Annotated in this window: 22 protein-coding genes; 3 read left to right on the top strand and 19 right to left on the bottom strand. The window is 35.8% G+C overall.

The features are described 5' to 3' along the window. Positions 1-23: 23 nt before the first annotated feature. Together ACEN2N_RS08245 and ACEN2N_RS08240 are read right to left on the bottom strand one after the other, a co-directional pair. Positions 24-1334 carry an FAD-dependent oxidoreductase gene (locus ACEN2N_RS08245; protein ID WP_441823879.1) on the bottom strand — a complete coding sequence of 437 codons (1311 nt, stop codon included), beginning with the start codon at positions 1332-1334 and terminating at the stop codon, positions 24-26. A gap of 142 nt (positions 1335-1476) precedes the next feature. Further along, complete coding sequence (locus ACEN2N_RS08240; protein WP_441823878.1) at positions 1477-1680, bottom strand: YgaP family membrane protein; 204 nt, start codon at positions 1678-1680, stop codon at positions 1477-1479. A gap of 237 nt (positions 1681-1917) precedes the next feature. On the opposite strand from ACEN2N_RS08240, the gene ACEN2N_RS08235 reads away from it, so the two are divergent. Beyond that, positions 1918-2793: a sterol desaturase family protein gene (locus ACEN2N_RS08235; protein ID WP_441823877.1), complete on the top strand. Its 876-nt coding sequence runs from the start codon at positions 1918-1920 to the stop codon at positions 2791-2793. 32 nt (positions 2794-2825) lie between these two features. On the opposite strand, the gene ACEN2N_RS08230 is transcribed toward ACEN2N_RS08235, so the two are convergent. From ACEN2N_RS08230 to ACEN2N_RS08190, 9 genes are all read right to left on the bottom strand, one after another. Next, positions 2826-3095, bottom strand: coding sequence for a cation transporter (locus ACEN2N_RS08230; RefSeq protein ID WP_441823876.1), 270 nt, complete (start codon positions 3093-3095; stop codon positions 2826-2828). Between the two features lie 3 nt (positions 3096-3098). Further along, a complete protein-coding gene (locus tag ACEN2N_RS08225; protein WP_441823875.1) occupies positions 3099-4106 on the bottom strand; it encodes a c-type heme family protein in 1008 nt (335 codons plus the stop codon). Positions 4107-4141: 35 nt separating this feature from the next. Beyond that, positions 4142-4486: a rhodanese-like domain-containing protein gene (locus ACEN2N_RS08220; protein ID WP_441823874.1), complete on the bottom strand. Its 345-nt coding sequence runs from the start codon at positions 4484-4486 to the stop codon at positions 4142-4144. Between the two features lie 87 nt (positions 4487-4573). Continuing rightward, entirely contained in the window at positions 4574-5236 is a 663-nt protein-coding gene (locus tag ACEN2N_RS08215) for a peroxiredoxin (RefSeq protein WP_441823873.1), read from the bottom strand. Between the two features lie 207 nt (positions 5237-5443). Then, a complete protein-coding gene (locus ACEN2N_RS08210) occupies positions 5444-6853 on the bottom strand; it encodes an MBL fold metallo-hydrolase (protein WP_441823872.1) in 1410 nt (469 codons plus the stop codon). A gap of 126 nt (positions 6854-6979) precedes the next feature. Continuing rightward, positions 6980-8395, bottom strand: a complete 1416-nt coding sequence (locus tag ACEN2N_RS08205; RefSeq protein ID WP_441823871.1) for an MBL fold metallo-hydrolase — start codon at positions 8393-8395, stop codon at positions 6980-6982. Positions 8396-8479: 84 nt separating this feature from the next. Further along, positions 8480-9277 (bottom strand): sulfite exporter TauE/SafE family protein, encoded by a 798-nt coding sequence (locus tag ACEN2N_RS08200; RefSeq protein ID WP_441823870.1) that lies wholly within the window; start codon positions 9275-9277, stop codon positions 8480-8482. 69 nt (positions 9278-9346) lie between these two features. Next, positions 9347-9979 (bottom strand): Crp/Fnr family transcriptional regulator, encoded by a 633-nt coding sequence (locus ACEN2N_RS08195; protein ID WP_441823869.1) that lies wholly within the window; start codon positions 9977-9979, stop codon positions 9347-9349. Positions 9980-9983: 4 nt separating this feature from the next. Next, positions 9984-10376, bottom strand: a complete 393-nt coding sequence (locus ACEN2N_RS08190) for a DUF983 domain-containing protein (protein ID WP_441823868.1) — start codon at positions 10374-10376, stop codon at positions 9984-9986. Between the two features lie 184 nt (positions 10377-10560). Between ACEN2N_RS08190 and hemN the strand changes: the two genes are divergently transcribed. Together hemN and ACEN2N_RS08180 are read left to right on the top strand one after the other, a co-directional pair. Further along, a complete protein-coding gene (gene hemN, locus ACEN2N_RS08185) occupies positions 10561-11922 on the top strand; it encodes an oxygen-independent coproporphyrinogen III oxidase (protein WP_441823867.1) in 1362 nt (453 codons plus the stop codon). A 49-nt stretch (positions 11923-11971) separates the two neighbouring features. Continuing rightward, positions 11972-12793 (top strand): universal stress protein, encoded by an 822-nt coding sequence (locus ACEN2N_RS08180; RefSeq protein ID WP_441823866.1) that lies wholly within the window; start codon positions 11972-11974, stop codon positions 12791-12793. Between the two features lie 79 nt (positions 12794-12872). On the opposite strand, the gene ACEN2N_RS08175 is transcribed toward ACEN2N_RS08180, so the two are convergent. The 8 genes from ACEN2N_RS08175 to ccoN all read right to left on the bottom strand — a co-directional run bounded on the left by ACEN2N_RS08175 (position 12873) and on the right by ccoN (position 20898). Then, the gene (locus ACEN2N_RS08175; protein WP_441823865.1) at positions 12873-14327 is read right to left on the bottom strand and encodes a vanadium-dependent haloperoxidase; all 1455 of its coding nucleotides are present in this window, start codon (positions 14325-14327) and stop codon (positions 12873-12875) included. Between the two features lie 63 nt (positions 14328-14390). After that, positions 14391-14882 carry a GTP-binding protein gene (locus tag ACEN2N_RS08170; RefSeq protein WP_441823864.1) on the bottom strand — a complete coding sequence of 164 codons (492 nt, stop codon included), beginning with the start codon at positions 14880-14882 and terminating at the stop codon, positions 14391-14393. Positions 14883-14907: 25 nt separating this feature from the next. Next, complete coding sequence (locus ACEN2N_RS08165; RefSeq protein ID WP_441823863.1) at positions 14908-15612, bottom strand: sulfite exporter TauE/SafE family protein; 705 nt, start codon at positions 15610-15612, stop codon at positions 14908-14910. A 2-nt stretch (positions 15613-15614) separates the two neighbouring features. Continuing rightward, positions 15615-16061, bottom strand: a complete 447-nt coding sequence (locus tag ACEN2N_RS08160; RefSeq protein ID WP_441823862.1) for a FixH family protein — start codon at positions 16059-16061, stop codon at positions 15615-15617. Positions 16062-16078: 17 nt separating this feature from the next. Further along, the gene (gene ccoG, locus ACEN2N_RS08155; protein ID WP_441823861.1) at positions 16079-17497 is read right to left on the bottom strand and encodes a cytochrome c oxidase accessory protein CcoG; all 1419 of its coding nucleotides are present in this window, start codon (positions 17495-17497) and stop codon (positions 16079-16081) included. A 46-nt stretch (positions 17498-17543) separates the two neighbouring features. Next, on the bottom strand, positions 17544-18500 hold the full coding sequence (locus ACEN2N_RS08150) for a cbb3-type cytochrome c oxidase N-terminal domain-containing protein (RefSeq protein ID WP_441823860.1): 957 nt from the start codon (positions 18498-18500) through the stop codon (positions 17544-17546). Continuing rightward, positions 18497-18688, bottom strand: a complete 192-nt coding sequence (locus tag ACEN2N_RS08145; RefSeq protein ID WP_441823859.1) for a CcoQ/FixQ family Cbb3-type cytochrome c oxidase assembly chaperone — start codon at positions 18686-18688, stop codon at positions 18497-18499. Before ACEN2N_RS08145 ends, ACEN2N_RS08150 begins: the two co-directional genes overlap by 4 nt. 11 nt (positions 18689-18699) lie before the next feature. Further along, positions 18700-20898 carry a cytochrome-c oxidase, cbb3-type subunit I gene (gene ccoN / locus ACEN2N_RS08140; protein ID WP_441823858.1) on the bottom strand — a complete coding sequence of 733 codons (2199 nt, stop codon included), beginning with the start codon at positions 20896-20898 and terminating at the stop codon, positions 18700-18702. Between the last annotated feature and the right edge of the window lies 1 nt (position 20899).

The following is a 20899-nucleotide window of genomic DNA, read 5'->3' as shown; positions in this document are numbered from 1 at the left end:
TAGAGTTAGTAATAATATGCTATTTAAACATCCTTACCTTTCATCATCTTGTTCCAGTACAAGTAGGGTAATCCGTATTTTTTAAGCATCCATAATCTCCAATGTTCTTTAGAAGAATCGGTTATAAGCATTCTTTTCAATTTAGGGTCAGGCGTAAAATTATTGTCGTAATCAAATTCTGCCAACACCATTTTTCCATAATCTGTAACCAATGGGCAAGAAGAATACCCGTTATAAGATTTAATTCCCATTTTATGACTGTTCATTAACAAGTTTAAGTTGTCAACTACGATAGGCACCTGCTTGCGAATTGCGGCTCCTGTTTTAGCAGTAGGTAAGGCAGCGACATCGCCTAACCCAAAAATATTGGCGTAGGTATTATGTTGCATAGTTTGATGGTTAACATCTAACCAACCCGCTGCATTAACTAAAGTCGAATCTTTTACAAATTTAGGAGCCACAGAAGGTGGAGCAGTATGCATCATATCATAATGAATTCCATAACGGTTGCCATCAATGCTAACTTTTACATCTTTATAATTATATTGAAATTTTTCGTCTAATTTTAAGTCATCGACCTTATTACTAGAAATAACCACACAACCACCAGCGGTAATTTCTTGACCCATTTCATACCAGGCAATTTGCTTGTCACCATCTACGGCAACCAATTTATGATGAAACCTAAGGTTAATATCCTTTCGGTCAACTACCTCCATTAACGTTTTAGCAATTTTCTTTACACCAAAAATAACCGTACCACCTGTAGCAAAAATTACATCGGTTTTTTTACGGATTCCACTTTTTCTAAAATGGCTTTCAGCCAAGTACATTATTTTTTGTGGTGCTCCACCACATTTAATTGGGGTTGTAGGTTGCGTAAAAAGTGCGGTACCACCTTTGAAGTTTTTAATAACATCCCAAGTATGTTTAGGGTCCGTGTAATTACTACAAACCACTCCTTTGTCTATGGCTTTACCTAAGCCAGGTACTAAACTGAAATCATAAGCAAGACCTGGTGCTACTACTAAATAATCGTACGTAATATCTCCTTTAGATGCAGTGTGTACGATATTATTTTCTGGGTCGAAACCAGTTGCTTTATCTTTTATCCAAGTAGCATTTTTGGGCATAACCGATGACATCGGTCGAGCCGTTTTGTCAAAGTCATAGGTACCTGCACCTACAAGAGTCCAAGCAGGTTGGTAATAATGTGTATCTGCCGGTTCAATAATTGCGACGTCTTTAGCTCCTTTTTGAGTGAGAAGTTGGGCTGCTACCATGATACCTGCAGTACCACCTCCAATAATTAATACCTGATGATGTGAACTCATTTTGCTGTTATTTTTATGAATATGATAAATATAACAGATGTAAAATATATATAATGTAACAAATGCTACACAGTATTATTAACACGTAAATTAGTCATCGATTTATTTAAGCAAAATGTTTTGGTTTAATAAGGTAATCTTACTATTTAACCTTACAAGTGCTGCCACCGAACAGCGTATACAAAGGGCAAAAACTAATAAATGAAGTTAATATGAAAATGGCTGCCACTGCTAGCGCCACATAACCTAAAACACCGGTTACGGTATCTGTCAAAAATGCAATTATAAGCGCTGCCGCAATTATGAATCTTATGAATTTATCTGTGGTTCCCATATTTTTTTTCATGATACTTGTTTTTAAATTAATGAATTAAGTCAAAATGTAATGTTATTACGTTATTTCAGACTTAATCAAAAGCGAACAAATTTTAGCTAGCTTTCTACTGCAAAGTAGTGCTAAATAATTTTGCGACAAATGATATTGGTCATATGCAAAATTGCTCTGTATCATTCTATTGTAAAGTAACTTTGGTTACTGTAGGGTCATTTTTAATAGTGTAATTTTGCAAAAAGCAAATGTAGAATGGAAGCATATATAGATGCGTTTTTAAATGCGGTGACGGGAACTTTTAGTTGGACATGGAAATCAATTCTTTTTCAAGTACCCTGGTATCTTAATTACTTTTGGGGCTTAATTTCTATATCGCTTATAGTTTGGTTTTTAGAAATTGTTTTCCCTTGGAGAAAACAACAAGGAGTTTTTAGAAAAGACTTTTGGTTAGACGGTTTTTATATGTTCTTCAACTTCTTTCTATTTGCAATTGCCATAAGTGGTATTTATAAATTATTGCAAGTGTTTTTTACTGACATCGGTATAAAAGCAAATAGTTTAGCACTAATAGATATATCTGGTTGGCCGATGTGGGGTCAGCTTTTATTATTCTTTATCGTATTAGATTTTGTGCAATGGTTTACCCATACATTATTACACAAGTATGCCTTTCTTTGGAATTTTCATAAAGTACACCATAGTGTAAAAGAAATGGGTTTTGCAGCTCATTTGCGTTACCATTGGATGGAGAATATTCTGTATAAACCTTTAAAGACTTTCGGAGTTATGATTCTAGGAGGTTTTGAACCAGAACAAGCTTATATCGTTCATTTTATAGCTATTGCAATTGGTCATTTTAACCATTCTAATATTAAAATTACATGGGGACCTTTGAAGTATGTTTTAAATAACCCAGTCATGCATTTGTACCATCATGCATATGACTTACCAGAGGGAAAATATGGTGTAAATTTCGGAATTAGCTTAAGCCTTTGGGATTATATTTTTAAAACCAATTACATACCGGAAGATAGCGGAGATGTGAAATTAGGTTACCCAGGAGATGAGAATTTACCAAAAGACTTTTTAGGGCAGATGACCCATGGGCTTAAAACAAAGAAGAAGTAATACGTAATTACTTCTTCTTTAGGTTTTTTAAATCAGTCAGATAATTTACCTGTAGCACAGCTTACAAAAGACTTTGCTTTTGATAGTACCGAATTCTCTTGATCTAGACTTGGGTAACCAAGTGCCTTTAATTTAGTTTTTGCAGTATCAATATCTTCTTGCTTTAAAGCATCAAAAGAAACCGAAGATGATTCTACTGATACCGATACATTTGTTAGGGTAGGTATCTCTTCTAATTTAGAAATAATTGTTTTGGCACAACCACCACATTTTAAATTCTGAATAGGAATTACTGAAGTCATATCTTACTTATTTTGTTCGTCTTTAAAACTTATACTCCAAATACCTCTAACCTCATTCTCTTTATAGCCTATAGCTTCGTCATATGGGTATTTATCGTTCAAAAATTGGGTAACCTTTGTATCGATATTTGTTTTTGGCACACCATGGCAATTTAGGCACATGGTATTGGTAACAATAGGAGAATAGAAATTAATAATTCCGTTTTCGTTAGTTAGTATAGGTTCGTAAGACTCGTTATTATTAATTTTTGATTTAAAATACGCAATATATTCAAGCTCTTTTTTACTTGCTTTATTATTTTGATTTCTAGGTTTATCACTTACCCTTTTAATTTTGGCATGATGAACAATTGCCATACTATCTGTAAGCGGATATGCATTTTCATTACAAAACTCTACAGCACCTAATGCACCATTTTTCTGTATGTTTAGCATAAGGTTCTTACCTAATACTTTTTGGGTACTTTGTGCATACAATTTACCTTTTTCCATTGGAGATGGTTCAATCGTGTTAAAAACCCCATTCATTCTCTTACCTTTTTGATGATAATTTTTATCTCCGTGATTTTGTTCCCAATGTTCTTTGAACCAAGAAGGTTCTTCAATTTGGTAATCGAAAATATAATCTGAAATTTTACGTATTTCATTTTCGTTAAACGACTGATATGGCATTAGTCCAAAACGATTAACAGCTCCTTTCATTTTAACCTTTTCATTGGTAGGTTTTTCTACAAAGTTCCAAATAGCATCTGCAAAAGACTCTTTTGCAGAATGGTCTCTGAGATATCTAGCTTTAATAGCAACCATAGGTGGTGCCAGTACATTGTTTTCATCTGATTTAGGATTATGACATATGTAGCATTTAGCTTCTAAAAGTTCTTTACCCTCATTGAGTGTTTCTTGAGTATTATATTCACTCTCGTTTTCTGTGAGCACCTTAATTTTGCTACTAGGGGAATCTTGACAACTAGAAATTAAAATGATAGATAAAATTAGAAGTGCATTCTTCATTTTTTGATGTGAAAGATTAAATGAATATTTTATGATTAATTCCAAGAACTGTATCCTCCTTTTAAATCATATACTTGTGAAAAGCCCATTTTCAATAACTTTCGAGCGGCTTTTTGACTTCTTGCCCCTGATCTGCAATAAACATAAACAGGTTTATCTTTATCAATCTTTTCAAAATAAGTATTAAAATTACCAGCATTAAAAAAATCAACGTTTATTGCTTTTTTAATATGCCCGCTGTTATATTCAGACGGCGTTCTAACATCAAAAGGTTTTATGTTATTAGCTACAATTTGCGTAGCATATTCGGTTTTGTTCAACACGGTAATATTACCTGTGGCTTCTTCTTTTTTACCGAAAAGTGTACTTAAAAATGACATAGTTTTTTATTTATAATTAATATTCAATACTAAAAGGAAACGGTCTTTTGTATATGACCGTTCCCTTCAAAACCAACCAACAAAAAATTAATTTAGACTTTTCTTTGCTAAGTACCAGTCTACTTTTTCTAAAGTATCGTCTTCTAAACGGGCATTTAATTCATCTAATGTTTTAGGAGGAGATACGATGACCTTGTCACCTTTTTTCCAATCTAATGGCATTGAAACTTTATACTTATCTGATGTTTGCAAAGCTTCTAAAGCCCTTAGAATTTCGTTCATGTTTCGCCCAACATTTAAAGGGTAATACATTACCAAACGTATTTTTTTCTTTGGATCGATGAAGAAAACGGCACGCAAAGCTGCAGTTTCGCTTTCATTGGGTTGAAGCATTCCATATTTTTTAGAAACCTTCATATCTAAATCTGCTATGATGGGAAAATCAAAATAGACACCTGTGTTTTCACGTACGTTCTGTACCCAACCTAAATGCGCATGCACACTATCTATACTTAATCCTAATAATTCTGTATTAAGAGCATCAAACTCTGGTTTACGCACCGCAAACCCACTCATTTCAGTAGTACAAACGGGAGTAAAATCTGCAGGATGCGAGAACATTACAATCCACTTATCTTTTGCAAATTCAGATAATTTTATTTTTCCTTTAGTAGTTATCGCTTCAAAATCTGGAGCAATATCTCCAATTCTTGGCATGCTGATTATTTCATTATTTTGTATTGTTTCCATGTTCTTTTAATTTTAATTAAAGGTACAGTTACAGTCTAGTAGCTACAGTAACTCTGGTTACATAGCGAAGAAAAAAAACAATAAAAAGAGGAGTATTTTCTTAAAAAAGTACTCCTCTTAACATCAACCAACCTGCTAATGTGCAGACCTAAAAAACTAAATTATATTTTGTCATAAATAGACTTATAAGTCTATGTCAAATTTTATTTATAATGTAGTAGGACAAACAAATTCAGTAACGGGTATACTAGCTTCTTTAATATCTTTAAATCCGCCTTTTACATCTATAAGATTATGAATGCCTCTACTTTTTAAAATAGATGAAGCGATCATGCTTCTATAACCACCTGCGCAATGCACATAAAATGATTTTTTATTTGGGAACTCGGCTAAATGGTCGTTTAGAAAATCTAGCGGTGTGTTTTTGGCATCAATAATATGTTCAGAAAGGTATTCAGATTCTTTACGAACATCGAATACCGGCACGCGTTCGGTTTCAATAGCCTTCTTAAGTTCATCTGCGTCAACCTGGCTTACCGTATCATACTCCATCGCAGCTTTTTTCCAAGCATCGAAGCCGCCTTCTAAATACCCTAGCGTACCATCAAAACCAACTCTAGATAAACGAGTTACTGCTTCTTCTTCCATACCAACAGGCGTCACCAGTAAAATAGGTTGTTTTACATCTGCAATTAAAGCACCTACCCATGGGGCAAAACTACCATCTAACCCAATAAAAATGGAACGTGGTATATGACCTTTGGCAAAATCATCTTGATGGCGTACATCTAAAACTATGGCACCGGTTTCATTTGCTGCAGCTTCAAAAGCCTTTGGGGAAAGTGCTCTTGTACCACGTTCCAAGACTTCTTTTATGTCTTCATAGCCCTCTTTATTTAACTTTACATTTAAGGGGAAGTATTGAGGTGGCGGTAGTAAACCATCGATTACTTCATCAATGAACTCTTCTTTCGTCATATCTGAACGTAAGGCATAATTCATTTTCTTTTGGTTGCCCAATGTATCGACTGTTTCCTTCATCATATTCTTTCCGCATGCAGAACCGGCACCATGAGCGGGATAGACGATTACGTCATCTGCTAAAGGCATAATTTTTTCACGTAGACTGTCAAATAAGAATCCGGCAAGGTCACGCTCTGTTAATTCGCCCATTTTCTGTGCAAGATCAGGTCTGCCGACATCACCTAAAAATAAAGTATCTCCGCTAAAAATAGCATAGTCTTTACCATTGGCATCTCTTAATAAGTACGTGGTACTTTCCATTGTATGACCAGGAGTATGTAAAGCAGTGATGGTAATATCACCTAATTTAAACTCTTGATTATCTTTTGCGATAATAGCTTCAAACGACGGATTGGCTTTTGGTCCGTAGATAATATCAGCACCAGTTTCTTTAGCCAAGGTTACATGACCACTAACAAAATCGGCATGAAAATGCGTTTCAAAAATGTATTTGATTTTAGCATTATTAGCAGTTGCTTTTTTTATGTAAGGTTGCACTTCTCTTAAGGGATCAACAATAGCGACCTCACCATTACTTTCAATATAGTATGCACCTTGTGCAAGACAACCCGTATATATTTGCTCTACTTTCATCAGTCGAAAATTAAATTATGCTCAAAATTACATATTGAATTTCTCACGCACAGTAACCTAGGTTACATAGATGAATAGATACAGAAAAGCCCTGTGCGATACAGGGCTTTTTAATTATTTAAGAAATTATAATAAGGTAGAGGGGCAAACATATTCTGATCTGGGAATTGATGTTTTTGAAATTGCTTCAAATCCACCTCTAACATCTGTGAAATCTTGCCATCCTCTTTGCTTTAAAATCGAAGCTGCTATCATACTTCTATAGCCACCGGCACAATGCAGCACAAAAGGCTTGTCTTTTGGGAATTGGGCAAGGTGCTCATTAATTTCATTTAAAGGAACATTAATAGCATCAATAACATGTTCAGAATCGTACTCGCTCTTTTTTCTTACATCGATAATCAAAGGTTTGGTAGTAGCGTATAATGCTTCCAATTCCTTACCATCGATTCTATCATTTGTTTCGTAATCCTTTTTAGCTTCTTTCCAAGAATCAAAACCACCTTTTAAAAAGCCTACCGTATTATCATAACCAACACGTGCCAATCTTGTAATAGCTTCCTCTTCTTTGTCTTTGTAGGTAACCAGCAATATTTCTTGTTTTATATCTGGTATCATTTCACCAACCCATTGGGCAAAACTGCCTTCTAATCCAATATTAATACTGTTAGGAATAAACCCTTTGGCAAAATCCTCGGCATTTCTGGTATCTAAAACTAAAGCTCCAGTTTCATTGGCAACAGCCTCAAATGCCTCGGGAGTATAAGAGGTAGTGGCACGGTCCATGATTTTGTCTAAACTCTCGTACCCTTGAATATTCATTAAAACATTTTTAGGAAAATAACCCGGAGGAGCTGTGAGTCCGGTTAAGAGTTCTTTGATAAACTCCTCTTTCGTCATATCTGGTCTCAAAGCATAATTTACTTTCTTTTGATGCCCTAAAGTATCGGTAGTTTCTTTACTCATCATTTTACCACAAGCAGATCCTGCACCATGATTTGGATACACTATTAAATCATCACTTAGAGGCATTATTCTATTTCTAAGAGAATCGTATAAATGTCCTGCTAACTTTTCTTCAGTCAAATCTGCCACTACATGTTGCGCTAGATCAGGTCTACCAACATCACCAATAAATAAGGTATCTCCGGTAATAATGCCATGCTCTTTTCCATTCGCATCAATTAAAATATAGGTAGTGCTTTCCATAGTATGACCAGGAGTATGAATAACCTTTACCTTATAATCGCCAACTTCAAAAATTTGATTGTCTTTTGCCGTAGTAGCTTTATAAGCGGGTTTTGCACCAGGTCCGAATACAATTTCTGCACCTACCTTGTTTTGTAATTCTAAATGACCACTTACAAAGTCGGCATGAAAATGTGTTTCAAAAACATATTTGATTTTAGCATTATCTTTCTTGGCGCGATCAATGTAGGGTTGTACTTCTCGTAAAGGATCGAATACTGCAGCTTCACCATTACTTTCTATATAATAGGCAGCGTGTGCCAAACATCCGGTATAAATTTGTTCTACTTTCATGTTGTTATTTATTTTAATTAATACTATAAAATTACCCTTTGTATAAGACGTATACAGTGACATTGGTCACATAAGCGAAATTTTTTAAAAGAACTCCATATAGAAAATAAAGGCTGCCATTACAAGAATAAAATAGCCGAAACCTGTTTTTAATTTTTTGCTATCAATGAAATTACTGAGGTAGCTACCAATAAAAATACCCACAAAAGATAGCGATGTAAAAATGGCAAGAAACTTCCAGTCAATGGTCATGGTCATGGCATCACCTAAAAAGAAACCCATTAAAGATTTAATGGCAATTATAATTAATGAGGTGCCAACGGCAACTTTCATTTCGACATTTGCTAAAATGACTAAAGCAGGAATGATTAAGAATCCGCCACCGGCGCCAATCAATCCTGTTATGCTACCAACAAGTAACCCTTCTAATAATATTAATGGATAATTATAAGAAACTTTACCACTTGTAATAATGCCTGTTTCCTTTTTTAGCATAGAATATGCAGCAGGAATCATCAAAATAGCGAACAGCCCAAACATGGCCATTCTACGTGTAAACTGAAAGTTATCAACTTCAAATAAAACATCGGGCATTGCAGGTACCACATAGTGCCTAACAAGTGTAACACCAATAATAGCTGGTATGCCAAAAACAATCGCGGTACGCCAATCTACATAACCTTTTAAATGTTGTTGCCAGCCACCGACCAATGCACTTGCACCAACAATAAAAAGGGAGTAAGCGGTTGCGGCTTTTTCATTAATTGAAAAGAGGTAGGCTAAAACAGGCACGGCTAATATGGAGCCACCGCCTCCAATGAGTCCTAATGAAACACCTATTACCAAAGCGCTTACGTATCCAAAAACGTGCAAAATTTCCATGTGATGTATTTAATATCACAAAAGTAGAACGGTACGGAAACCTGCGCAGTAACATTTGTTACAGAGGTGTTATAAATCTAAAATTTCTAAATAATTACGGTGGAGTTTAATTTTGCCCATTTCTTCAAGTTTCTTTAAAAGTCTAGAAATTACAACTCTAGAACTATGAAGGTCGTAGGCGATATCTTGATGGGTACTATGAATGATATTGTCTTTTGTTACCCTAGATTTTTCTTTGAGGTAACCAATTAGACGTTCATCCATTTTTTGGAATGCGATATTATCCAAGGTGCTTAAAAGCTCATTTAATCGAACATGATAGCTATTGAATACGAAGTTTCTCCAAGACTTGTATTTGGCGGTCCATTCTTCCATTTTCTGAATAGGTACCATAATAAGTTTTGCATCGGTTTCTGCAATAGCTCTGATTTCACTTTTTTTGTCGCCCATACAACACGCCATGGTCATAGAGCAGGTATCACCTTTTTCTAAATAGTATAGTAAAAGTTCATCGCCATCTTCATCTTCTCTTAAAATTTTAATGACTCCAGAAATTAATAAAGGCATACCTCTTATAAAATCTCCGATCTCCATTAATTTATAGCCTTCCGGTACTTCTTTAAAAGTACCTACCTGTACTATTTCATTAATGAGCTCCTCTTCAAAGATATTTCCGTATTCTGTCTTTAAGTCTTGAATCATTCTTTTAAGAATTAATTTTCTGTGCTATTTCCTTTTCAAATTTAAAAAACATATTCGCCCAAATCGATTTAGAAACTGCGGCTATCCATGGCATTGTTACAACTAATGATGCAACGATAACAACAAATAAAGCACCTATTGAAAGTTGAAGTCCGAAGAGTAAAGTTAATACATACGCAGCAACTGCTACAGCAATACCTACTGCATAAGAAACGTACATTGATCCCGTATAAAAACTAGGCTCAATACTATATTTTAAATCGCATTTTGGGCAACGTTCTTTAACCTTATTGAAGTTACTTAATTTATAAGGATTTGCCTCGAAAAATTCACCTTTATGACATCTAGGGCATTTTAAAAATATGATACTGTACAATTTAGAGCCTACTGGTAGCATGGGTATAAATTTTAATTCAAAATTATTGGATCTGATTAATTTCTTAGGTAACATTAGTTACATAGAACAACTATTCGTGATATAATTTCAGGGCAAGTTATTTTTTTTCGATGTGCTGTGAACTGATAAAAATCATATTATATGCTGTCTTAGACATGTAAGTTTGTGACTAAATAAGAAGTTTATGTGTTCGCTTGTTCAAAAGTATAATGTACCAGGACCTAGATATACTAGTTACCCAACCGTTCCTTTTTGGGATATCAATACCTTCTCTGGAAAAAAGTGGGAAGCGTCGGTAAAAAAGAGTTTTCATGCTAGTAATTCGGTATCAGGTATTAGTCTATACATACATTTACCATTTTGTGAAAATATGTGTACGTTCTGCGGATGTCATAAGCGTATTACAAAACGACACGATTTAGAGATGCCGTATATAAAAGCGGTTTTAAAAGAATGGCAATTATATAACGCACTGTTCGATGAAAAACCGGTTATAAAAGAGTTACACTTAGGTGGTGGTACGCCAACATTTTTTACTCCAGAAAATTTGAAGTATTTAATTGATGGTATTCTAAGAATAGCCGATAGGTCTGAAGATGGCGAGTTTAGTTTTGAAGGGCACCCGAACAATACCACTAAAGAACATTTGCAAGCATTGTACAATGTTGGCTTTAGAAGAGTAAGCTATGGTGTGCAAGATTATAATGAAACAGTACAAAAGGCAATCAATAGAATTCAGCCTTTTGAAAATGTAAAAAATGTAACCGAGTGGGCTCGTGAAATAGGGTATACATCTGTAAGTCACGATATCATATTTGGTCTCCCACATCAGAAGCTAGAACATGTAATTAATACGATAGAAAAGACCAAAGAATTAAAACCAGATCGTATTGCTTTTTACAGCTATGCACATGTGCCGTGGCTGGCAGGTAATGGTCAACGTGGTTATAATGATGCAGATTTACCTGCAGGCGATGAAAAAAGAACGCAGTACGAAGTAGGTAAAGAATTGTTATTAGAATATGGTTATCATGAAATAGGAATGGATCACTTTGCTTTGGAAAGCGACGGATTGTTTCAGGCTATGGAAAATGGAAAACTGCATAGAAATTTCATGGGCTATACCAGCTCTAACACCAACTTAATGATTGGTTTAGGTGCATCGAGTATAAGCGATAGTTGGTACGGTTTTGCACAGAATGTAAAAAATGTAGAAGAGTATCAAAGTCTTGTGGAAAATGATATAATTCCGCTATACAGAGGTCATATTTTAACAGAAGAAGATCAAATTATAAGAAGACATATCTTAAATTTAATGTGCCAGTTTAAAACAACTTGGAGCGAATTTAAGTTACATCTACCACAAATAGAAAGTATTCTAAATAGGTTAAAAGAAATGGAAGAAGATGGTTTAGTGACCATTGCCGAAGGCAGTCTTCAAATTACTGAAAAGGGTAGACCTTATGTTAGAAATGTATGTATGGCTTTTGATTTGCCATTGCAGCAAAAGTCACCAGACACCAAGATTTTTTCAATGACCGTTTAATTTTAAAATGAGAAGTTCCTAATCTTAATAATTGCTAAACAAAATTACCATGAAAAAAATAATCGTACTTACAGATTTTTCAAATCAATCAGAACAAGCGCTAAAGGCAGCTGCAGATTTGGCTAAAAAACATAAAGTTGAACTTTTGGTAGTTCATATGCTAGAACTGAATCAGGCAATAATTACTTCGCCCGATGGTATGTATATCGAGCAAACAGTTTTCATGGTGAAATTGGCAGAAAAGAATTTAAAAGAGTTTTTAGAAAAACCATATTTAAAAGGTGTTACCGTAACCCCAGTAATTAAGCACTATAAAGTATATAGTGAGCTGAATACTATTGCAAAAGAACATGATGCAGATTTAATAGTAATGGGTTCTAACGGCTCTAGCGGATTTGAAGAAATGTTAATTGGTTCTAATGCAGAAAAAGTAGTTCGTAACGCGACAATACCTGTATTGGTAATAAAAGGAGAGGTAACTAATTTAAGTTTAGATCGTTTTGTATTTGCATGCGATTTTAACGATGATAATTTACCGGCTTTTCAAAAAGCTAAAGAGTTTGCAGAAATGCTAGGTGCTAACATGGAGGTTGTTTTTATCAACACGCCAAACGATGAATTTATGAGTAACAGAGATGCCTATCAAAAAATAAACAAATTTTTGACCAAGGCCAATTCTGCGCAACAAGTTGAAATTTATAATGATTATAGTGTAGAGCAGGGTATTATAAATTATGGTAAAACCATCTTAGCAGATGCTATAGCAATGCCTACACACGGGCGAAAAGGTATTTCGCATATGTTTAATGGTAGCATCGGCGAAGATGTCGTAAACCATTCTAAAATACCTGTGATTACTTTCAAAATATAGATACTAACTTAGTCTATACACAAATAAACCCAAGGTGAAAGCCTTGGGTTTATTTGTGTATAGTTTTTATGACCAATAATTACTTGCCCAGGTGTTCATTATAAAATTTCCAAGCCTGTTTAGCAACGTCTCTACCTAATTCTAAACCCGCAATATTATCTGCTTGTATATGATAACCGCCCATAACTCTAGACATACCAGCCATGTTTGCCGATTCTGTAAACGTAGGGAAGGTAATGGTCACTGGTTTTCCGTAAAAAGCAGCATCAATTTCGGTTAGTGTACCAGGCATTAATTCTACCGTTTCACCAAAATATTCATCGCCAGTAAACAAGCGTAACACCTCAGCACAGCCACCACTAATGGTACTATGCCCAGAGGTATAACTAGGGAATGGCGGACATAAGAAAATATCTGGAGAATAAGGTCTCCAATCCTGTCCCTTCATTTCTATAATTCCAACTCCGGGTCCGCCCCAAGCTTTAATCGTTTTGTCTTTGTAGTATTCATGAACAAGTGCATAAGGTCTAGCGTAATCATAGAACATTTTAGAATCCCATGAAGCTATAAAGGCATCCATAGCGGTAATTTCGGTTAAGAAATACATTTTTACATCTTGGTCTAGGGTATGGTTATCGCGGCGAGAAACATCTTGAGCGAATTTCAACCAGTGTCCCGCTTGTTGAACAGATTGCGGTCCGTCTCGCATGAATTCGACCAACGCTATATCTTCATCAGAGAGGTTAGCTTGTAAATCAACCACTTCTTGTACCTCTTTTTTCAATTGCTCAGAACCATACATTGGTGGTGGTCCCGGTCTAAATTGATCAGCTGATGTCATGGTGATAGGAATTACTTTTTGCCAGTAGGGCGTAAGGCACCCAGGGGCATATTGCCCACCATTACCATCAGAAAAGTATTTAGGTTGCCAACGGTTGATATCGGTACTTTTATCAGCAGAATTTACAGGGCTGTAATTTGTGTAGTCAAAATAAGGTTTTCCATCAGAGCCTTCGGCAGTACCGTACTGATTGCTGCCATCATTTTTTCTAGCTTCAATGGTTGCCTTTGCAGCTAAATTACCAACACCTTCTGGAGTAGTGGGGTCAGTAGAAGTATTGTCTGGGTCAAGACCTAATTCCACCATAAATGCACTAAACATTTCTGTATCAGAATAGTAATATTCTTTCATGGCACCAAAAGCGGCATAGCTAATAGCAATTTCTTTATTTGAAAGTTTTTGCTCTGCTAATGGTCTTCTTTCTACATTTTTTAGGTAAACAGGAATTGCATTTTCATCATATACAGACCAAGCATCAAAAATGGAGATAAAGATTAAACCTAAGTATCGAGAAGTAATTGTTGGTCTTGGTTTAAATTTTTCAGTGTCAGATGCTGTCGCTTCTAAAGCCATTTTCCCCCATTTATAGGCAATATTTTCAGTTCCTTTTGGTTCTTCTGGTTTTTCTTGGGCAAAAGTGAAACCCACACTCAAAAAAGCAAGCGTTATGGTTAAAAATAAAATACGTTTCATTCGTTTAGTTTTTTGGCTATTTATGAGTATTAAATATAGCTATATGAGAAAAAAACAGAAAATTTACTGTGTAAGAACATTCGTCATAAAATCATGTAATTGGTGCATTTGGGGCTTGCCTTTTTTTTTGCCACTTCTACCGGCAAAATATAGTACAAACCATAGCGCTATTAGCATAATCATGACACCTACTTGAATGTGGTAGTCTTTATGTAAAGATGCACTTGAATATGCCCAAATACCTATGATTATAAAAAGCGTTGCAATTACAAAGTGTATGAACATAAAAAATGTCCATAGGGTAGGGTTGGGACCGAACACACCATGTAGACGACAATTGAAATCATCTACCTCATCTATCTCTAAATGTAACTGAGGAGACCAAAAGTGATGCTCTTTTTGGTTGAATTTTATGAAAACGTGCTCGTCTAATCTATTAACCAGAAAAGGTGATTGGGCAGCAACTTCAAAATTAGATAGCACAGTTTCTTTAGATTGTTCCACATTCATTTGAAACCTAGGGCGAAGTGCAATTTCGTTCGGTAATGGTTTCATATAAGTTTGTATTTGGCTTAAGCCATTAGTTATGACACTCTATTGCACTTGAAGCTAATTGTGTTACTGGTGCAGGCGATACGTAAGGTATGCCTAAACCAAGCCCTCTAAGTATAAAAAGTGCACCGATAATAACCACAAACACAGGAATTGCCTTTTGTACTTTTTGACGTATACCACCTTTTAATAAATTACTGAAATAGATGGCAGCGGTCATTAGGGGTAAAGTACCTACACCGAAAAGCATCATGTATAAACTACCTTGTAAAGCATCGCCCATAGCAATAGATCCAAAAAGCGCCATATATACGAGTCCGCATGGTAAAAATCCATTTAAGAATCCGATCGTTAAAAATGTATCGGGCGATTTTTTCTTTAGTTCCTTCCCTAATTGGTTCTTAACTTTTGATATGATTTTGTAGATGGGTTTAGACAGGTTGTATTTGTTGAATGTTTTATACGGAATCAATACTATTAAAATCATAATAATACCAATACCTATAGATAGTTTTTGTTGTATACCAAAAATGGAAAGCCCTTTACCTAGTAGTCCGAATATGAGACCTATAAGTCCATACGCCATTAAGCGTCCAAAGTGATAGATAAATATCTGTCCGAATTTTTTGTAGTTGTTCGTTCTATCTACCGGAAGCATAAAAGCAATGGGTCCGCACATACCAACGCAGTGCAAACTACCCATTAGACCTAATATGAGGGCAGATAATAGCATATTTAAAAGGTAATGCTCTCTTTATGAAGAAAATTTTTTCCTTCGTGTTCCCAAGTAATTTTAATGTCCCAGCGACCATCCAACAATTGATTGTCAGGTATGAGCAAATGTGAATTGGATAAACTAATGGGCAAATTAAAATCCAAATTCTTGTTGGATGGTCTATATAGGGACACAATGCCTTTTACATTGGTATCATCATATCCTTCAGGGAAAAGAATCATTAACCCTTCAGAAGTTTTTTGTATTTCTATTTGTGTAGCTGCGATTTGAGCATTTTTCTCTGCATCTATTTCTTTTTGATAGCCAAGCTCCGCTTTATAATAATCTTCGGTAACCAAATCATGGTTAGCATCATGACTGGTAGTCATTGTAATTACAAAATACATGATGAAGCTAATGAATGCAACTATGGCAATAACAATACCGGTACCCCAATTAATTTTCATGATTTTTTATTTAAGTACTATTTGTAACTACGTGGTGCTAAAAAGCGAGCCGTAGTGGTCTCTATTAACTTATCGTTACTATAAACTCCAATTTTAAGATTGTTCTTATCGCCGCTTAATGCAGATGCGTTTATTTCAATAAACAAGGTACCTTCTGCCAAGGCCTCTGCAGCTACATCAAAATTCTCATGACGTACCAGTTTAATTTCACCTTTTGGTGATATCAGCTTAAAATGAACATCTTCTATCGGTTTAGTGGTTTTGTTCAATAGTTTATAGGTGAACACATTACTAATGATATTTCCATCTTTATGTTCGTAAAGTTGACCTGGTAATCTAAGAATATTTGCTTCAAGATCATTTCTTAAGAACATCATACCTATTAGAACTCCGGTTAAAATAACCAGTACAGCCGTATATCCCTTCAAACGAGGTGTAAATTTGAATTTTTCTTTTTTAGTAATTTCATCTTCACTGGCATAGCGAATCAAGCCTTTTGGTAGATCTACTTTTTCCATGATGGTATCGCATTCATCGATACAAGCGGTACAGTTAATACATTCTAACTGCGTTCCGTTTCTAATATCGATACCGGTTGGGCAAACGTTTACACATTGATTACAATCAATACAATCGCCATTACCTAGTTCTTCACGATTTTCATTTTTACGCCATTTTTTTCTGCCGTTTTCGGCCTCTCCTCTTTTGTAATCATAGGCAACAACAATCGATTTATTATCAAGAAGAACCCCTTGCATACGACCGTAAGGGCAGGCGATGATACATACTTGCTCTCTAAACCAAGCAAATATAAAATAGAATACACCTGTAAAAATTAATAGCGACACCATAGTGCTTACATGCTGTGCAGGACCGTCTGTTACATATTGAATTAAACGGTCACTACCAATAAGATAAGCAAGAAAAACATTCGCTATAATAAACGATATAATAAAAAAGATAATCCACTTTAAAACACGTTTACGAATCTTTTCTGAATTCCATTCTTGTCTATCTAATTTTATTTGAGCACCTCGATCTCCGTCGATCCAATATTCTATCCTACGGAAAACCATCTCTAAGAATATAGTTTGTGGGCACATCCATCCGCAGAAAATACGTCCGAAGGCAACTGTAAATAGGGCGATAAAAACCACTCCAATAATCATTGAGATTACAAAGAGGTGAAAATCTTGTGGATAAAATGGAAATCCGAAGATATTGAAACGTCTTTCCAACACATTGAACATCAAGAATTGGTTGCCGTTTATTTTGATAAAAGGAGACGCAATCAAGAAAACAAGAAGTACGTAGCTTACATATTTTCGGTACTCATAAAGTTTACCACTTGGCTTTTTAGGGAATACCCAAGCTCGTTTACCATCTTCTTTGATAGTACCGATGGAGTCTCTAAAATTATCTTGATCTTGTGACATTGTATCTCTCTTTATAGGCTTGAGCGGTATTACGCTCTCACTTTACTCAGTTCATGGTAACACTTGCAGAATCTATTTCTACAACGGGTAATGCTGCTTCAGTAGGAGTTTCTTGTGCCGGCGCATTCGGGTCAACCCAAATATCACCTTCAGCAGCTTTCGGGTTAGCAGGTGTTGTACCTTGAAAGCTTAATACATAGCTAGCTACTTGTGCTATTTCTGCTGGTTTTAAGTTTTGTTTCCAAGCAATCATACCTTTACCGTCACGACCACCTTCAGAAATGGTATGGAATACGTTTTTGATACCACCACCAAGAATCCAGTTTTGATCTGTAAGGTTTGGTCCGATACCACCGCCACCATCTGCCATATGGCAAGCAACACAATTACCTTCAAAAATGCCTTTACCGGCACTAATATCTGATGCATCAGTTAACAACTCAACCGTATTGGCATCAACAAGACCTTTTGCTGTTTTCTTATATTCTTCAATTTCTAATTGAGCTGCAGCGACTTCTTGTTCATACTCCATTGTTTGGTTATAGTCATTAAAGACGTGAAAACGAAGTAAGTATACTACACCAAAAACAATAGAAGCATAGAATAAGTATACCCACCATGGTGGTAAATTATTATCCAATTCTCGAATACCATCGTAGTCGTGATCTAGTATAATTTCACCCTCTGCCTCCATAGGTTTACTGCCCAACAATTTGTCGTACATTTTCTTGCCCCATGTCCATTCCCATTTTTCTTCTTTAGCAGCAACATACCGCACCTTTGCTTCTTCGTCAAGCGTATTGTAAAGTACATTTTCAATAGCTTGTACGATAAAGGCAATACCTATTAACAGCAATAGAATAAGTGCCATAAAGCCAAACATCAAGGTAGGGTACACCAGAAAAGCTGGCTTGTCACCGCTATCAATATAAACTTCCATAAGTACAATGACCGCGAAAAAGGCCACTGTTATTCTTAACCACCAGGCTGTATTGTTTTTCATAATTGGTTGTTTAGTTGGTTATTTTCTTCTAAAGGCAATTCGCTAACTTCTTTAATGTATGATTTTGAGGCTGTAATTACCCACCAAAATAATAATGTGAAAAACACAAAGAAGATTAGTAATGATATCATGGGGTAGGTTGCTACGCCCTCTATAGTTTCCATGTAACCTTTTACAAATTTGAACATGATTTTTTATTTTAGTTGTCAGATAATATTTCACCAGTTTCTTTGACCTTAATGTCTGTACCTAATCGCTGTAGGTAAGCGATCATAGAGACAATTTCACGATCTCTCATTTCTATAAATTCTTCGCCATTTTCAGCAGCATATTTTTTATCTGCTTCATAAGATTTTGCAAAATCGGGATCACTGTATAAGTTTTTCTCGATTTTTTCTGCTTGCGCATCCATAAGAGCAACGGCATTAGCAATGTCATCTTCCGTATATGGTACACCTAAGGTTACCATAGCTTCCATTTTAGTTTGTATGTTACCTCTGTCATGTTTATCACGCACTAACCAAGAATACGAAGGCATTATAGAACCAGAAGAGGTACTTTGAGGATCGTACATATGATTTAAGTGCCAGTTATCAGAGTATTTACCACCAACTCTTAATAAATCTGGACCAGTACGTTTACTGCCCCAAAGGAATGGGTGATCGTATACGAACTCACCTGCTTTGGCATATTCACCATAACGTTCTACCTCACTTCTAAACGGACGAACCATTTGAGAGTGACAACCCACACAACCTTCACGTATGTATAAATCACGACCTTCTAATTCTAAAGGCGTATATGGTTTTACACTGGTAATAGTAGGTATGTTAGATTTTACCAATATGGTAGGTATAATTTGTATAATACCACCAATAAGGATAGCAACAGTAGCTAAAATGGTTAATTGAATAGGCTTACGCTCTAACCAAGTATGAAAAGTTTCACCAGCTGTTCTGCGTTTAGACACTACAGTAAGTGCAGCTGCTTCAGCCAATTCATCTTCTATAGCACTACCAGCTTTAATGGTACGAACTACATTGTAGATCATAACACAAGCACCCACAATATAAAGGCTACCACCAATGGCACGCATCCAATACATTGGCATAATTTCATTTACTGTTTCTAAGAAGTTACCGTAAACTAAAGTTCCGTCAGGGTTAAAATCTTTCCACATTAAAGCCTGTGTGAAACCGGCAACATACATTGGTAAAGTGTAAAGAATGATACCTAACGTACCGATCCAGAAGTGAAAATTTGCTAAACCAATTGAGAATAATTTGTTCTTGGTCATTTTAGGTACCAAGTAGTAAATCATACCAAAGGTCAAGAATCCGTTCCAAGCTAATGCACCTACGTGTACGTGAGCAATAATCCAATCACTAAAGTGGGCAATTGCGTTTACGTTTTTAAGAGAAAGCAAAGGACCTTCGAAAGTTGCCATACCATAACCGGTGATTGCAACAACCATAAATTTTAAAACAGGATCGGTACGAACTTTGTCCCAAGCACCACGAAGTGTTAGAAGTCCGTTGATCATACCACCCCAAGATGGAGCCAACAACATAATAGAGAAGGCAACCCCAAGATTCTGAGCCCAATCAGGCAAAGCAGAATATAATAGGTGATGCGGACCAGCCCAGATATATATAAAAATTAATGACCAGAAGTGAACGATAGATAGTCTATAAGAGTACACCGGTCTGTTGGCCGCTTTAGGAACAAAGTAATACATAAGACCTAAAAACGGAGTAGTCAAGAAAAATGCAACCGCATTATGACCGTACCACCATTGTACCAATGCATCTTGCACACCAGCGTACACCGAGTAACTTTTAAAAGCACTAACAGGTAATTCTAAACTATTAAAAATATGAAGTACCGCTACCGTAACAAAAGTTGCCAGATAAAACCAGATAGCCACATAAAGGTGACGTTGTCTTCTTTTTATCATGGTACCGATCAGGTTTATACCAAATGCTACCCATACTACAGCGATAGCTAAATCTATAGGCCATTCAAGTTCGGCATATTCTTTAGAGCTCGTATAACCTAGGGGTAAAGTAATAGCTGCAGCAACGATAATTGCTTGCCAACCCCAAAAGTTGAACTTACTTAGAAAATCGCTGTACATACGCGCCTTTAATAGACGTTGGGTGGAGTAGTATACCCCCGCATAAATAGCATTACCTACAAATGCAAAAATTACCGCGTTGGTGTGCAACGGGCGTAAGCGACCAAAACTTAACCATGATATACCATCGGTTACGTTGGGGAACATGAACATGAAGGCTAACAATAAGCCTACAGACATACCTACAATACCCCAGAACATGGTTGCATAAAGGAAATTTTTCACGATTTTGTTATCGTAATAAAACTGCTGTACTTCCATA

The sequence above is a fragment of the Maribacter spongiicola genome (assembly GCF_052119685.1).
Lineage (GTDB): Bacteria > Bacteroidota > Bacteroidia > Flavobacteriales > Flavobacteriaceae > Maribacter > Maribacter spongiicola_A.
The sequence above is the reverse complement of the archived record's forward strand: the minus strand, read 5'-3'. Positions and strand labels throughout refer to the sequence as shown.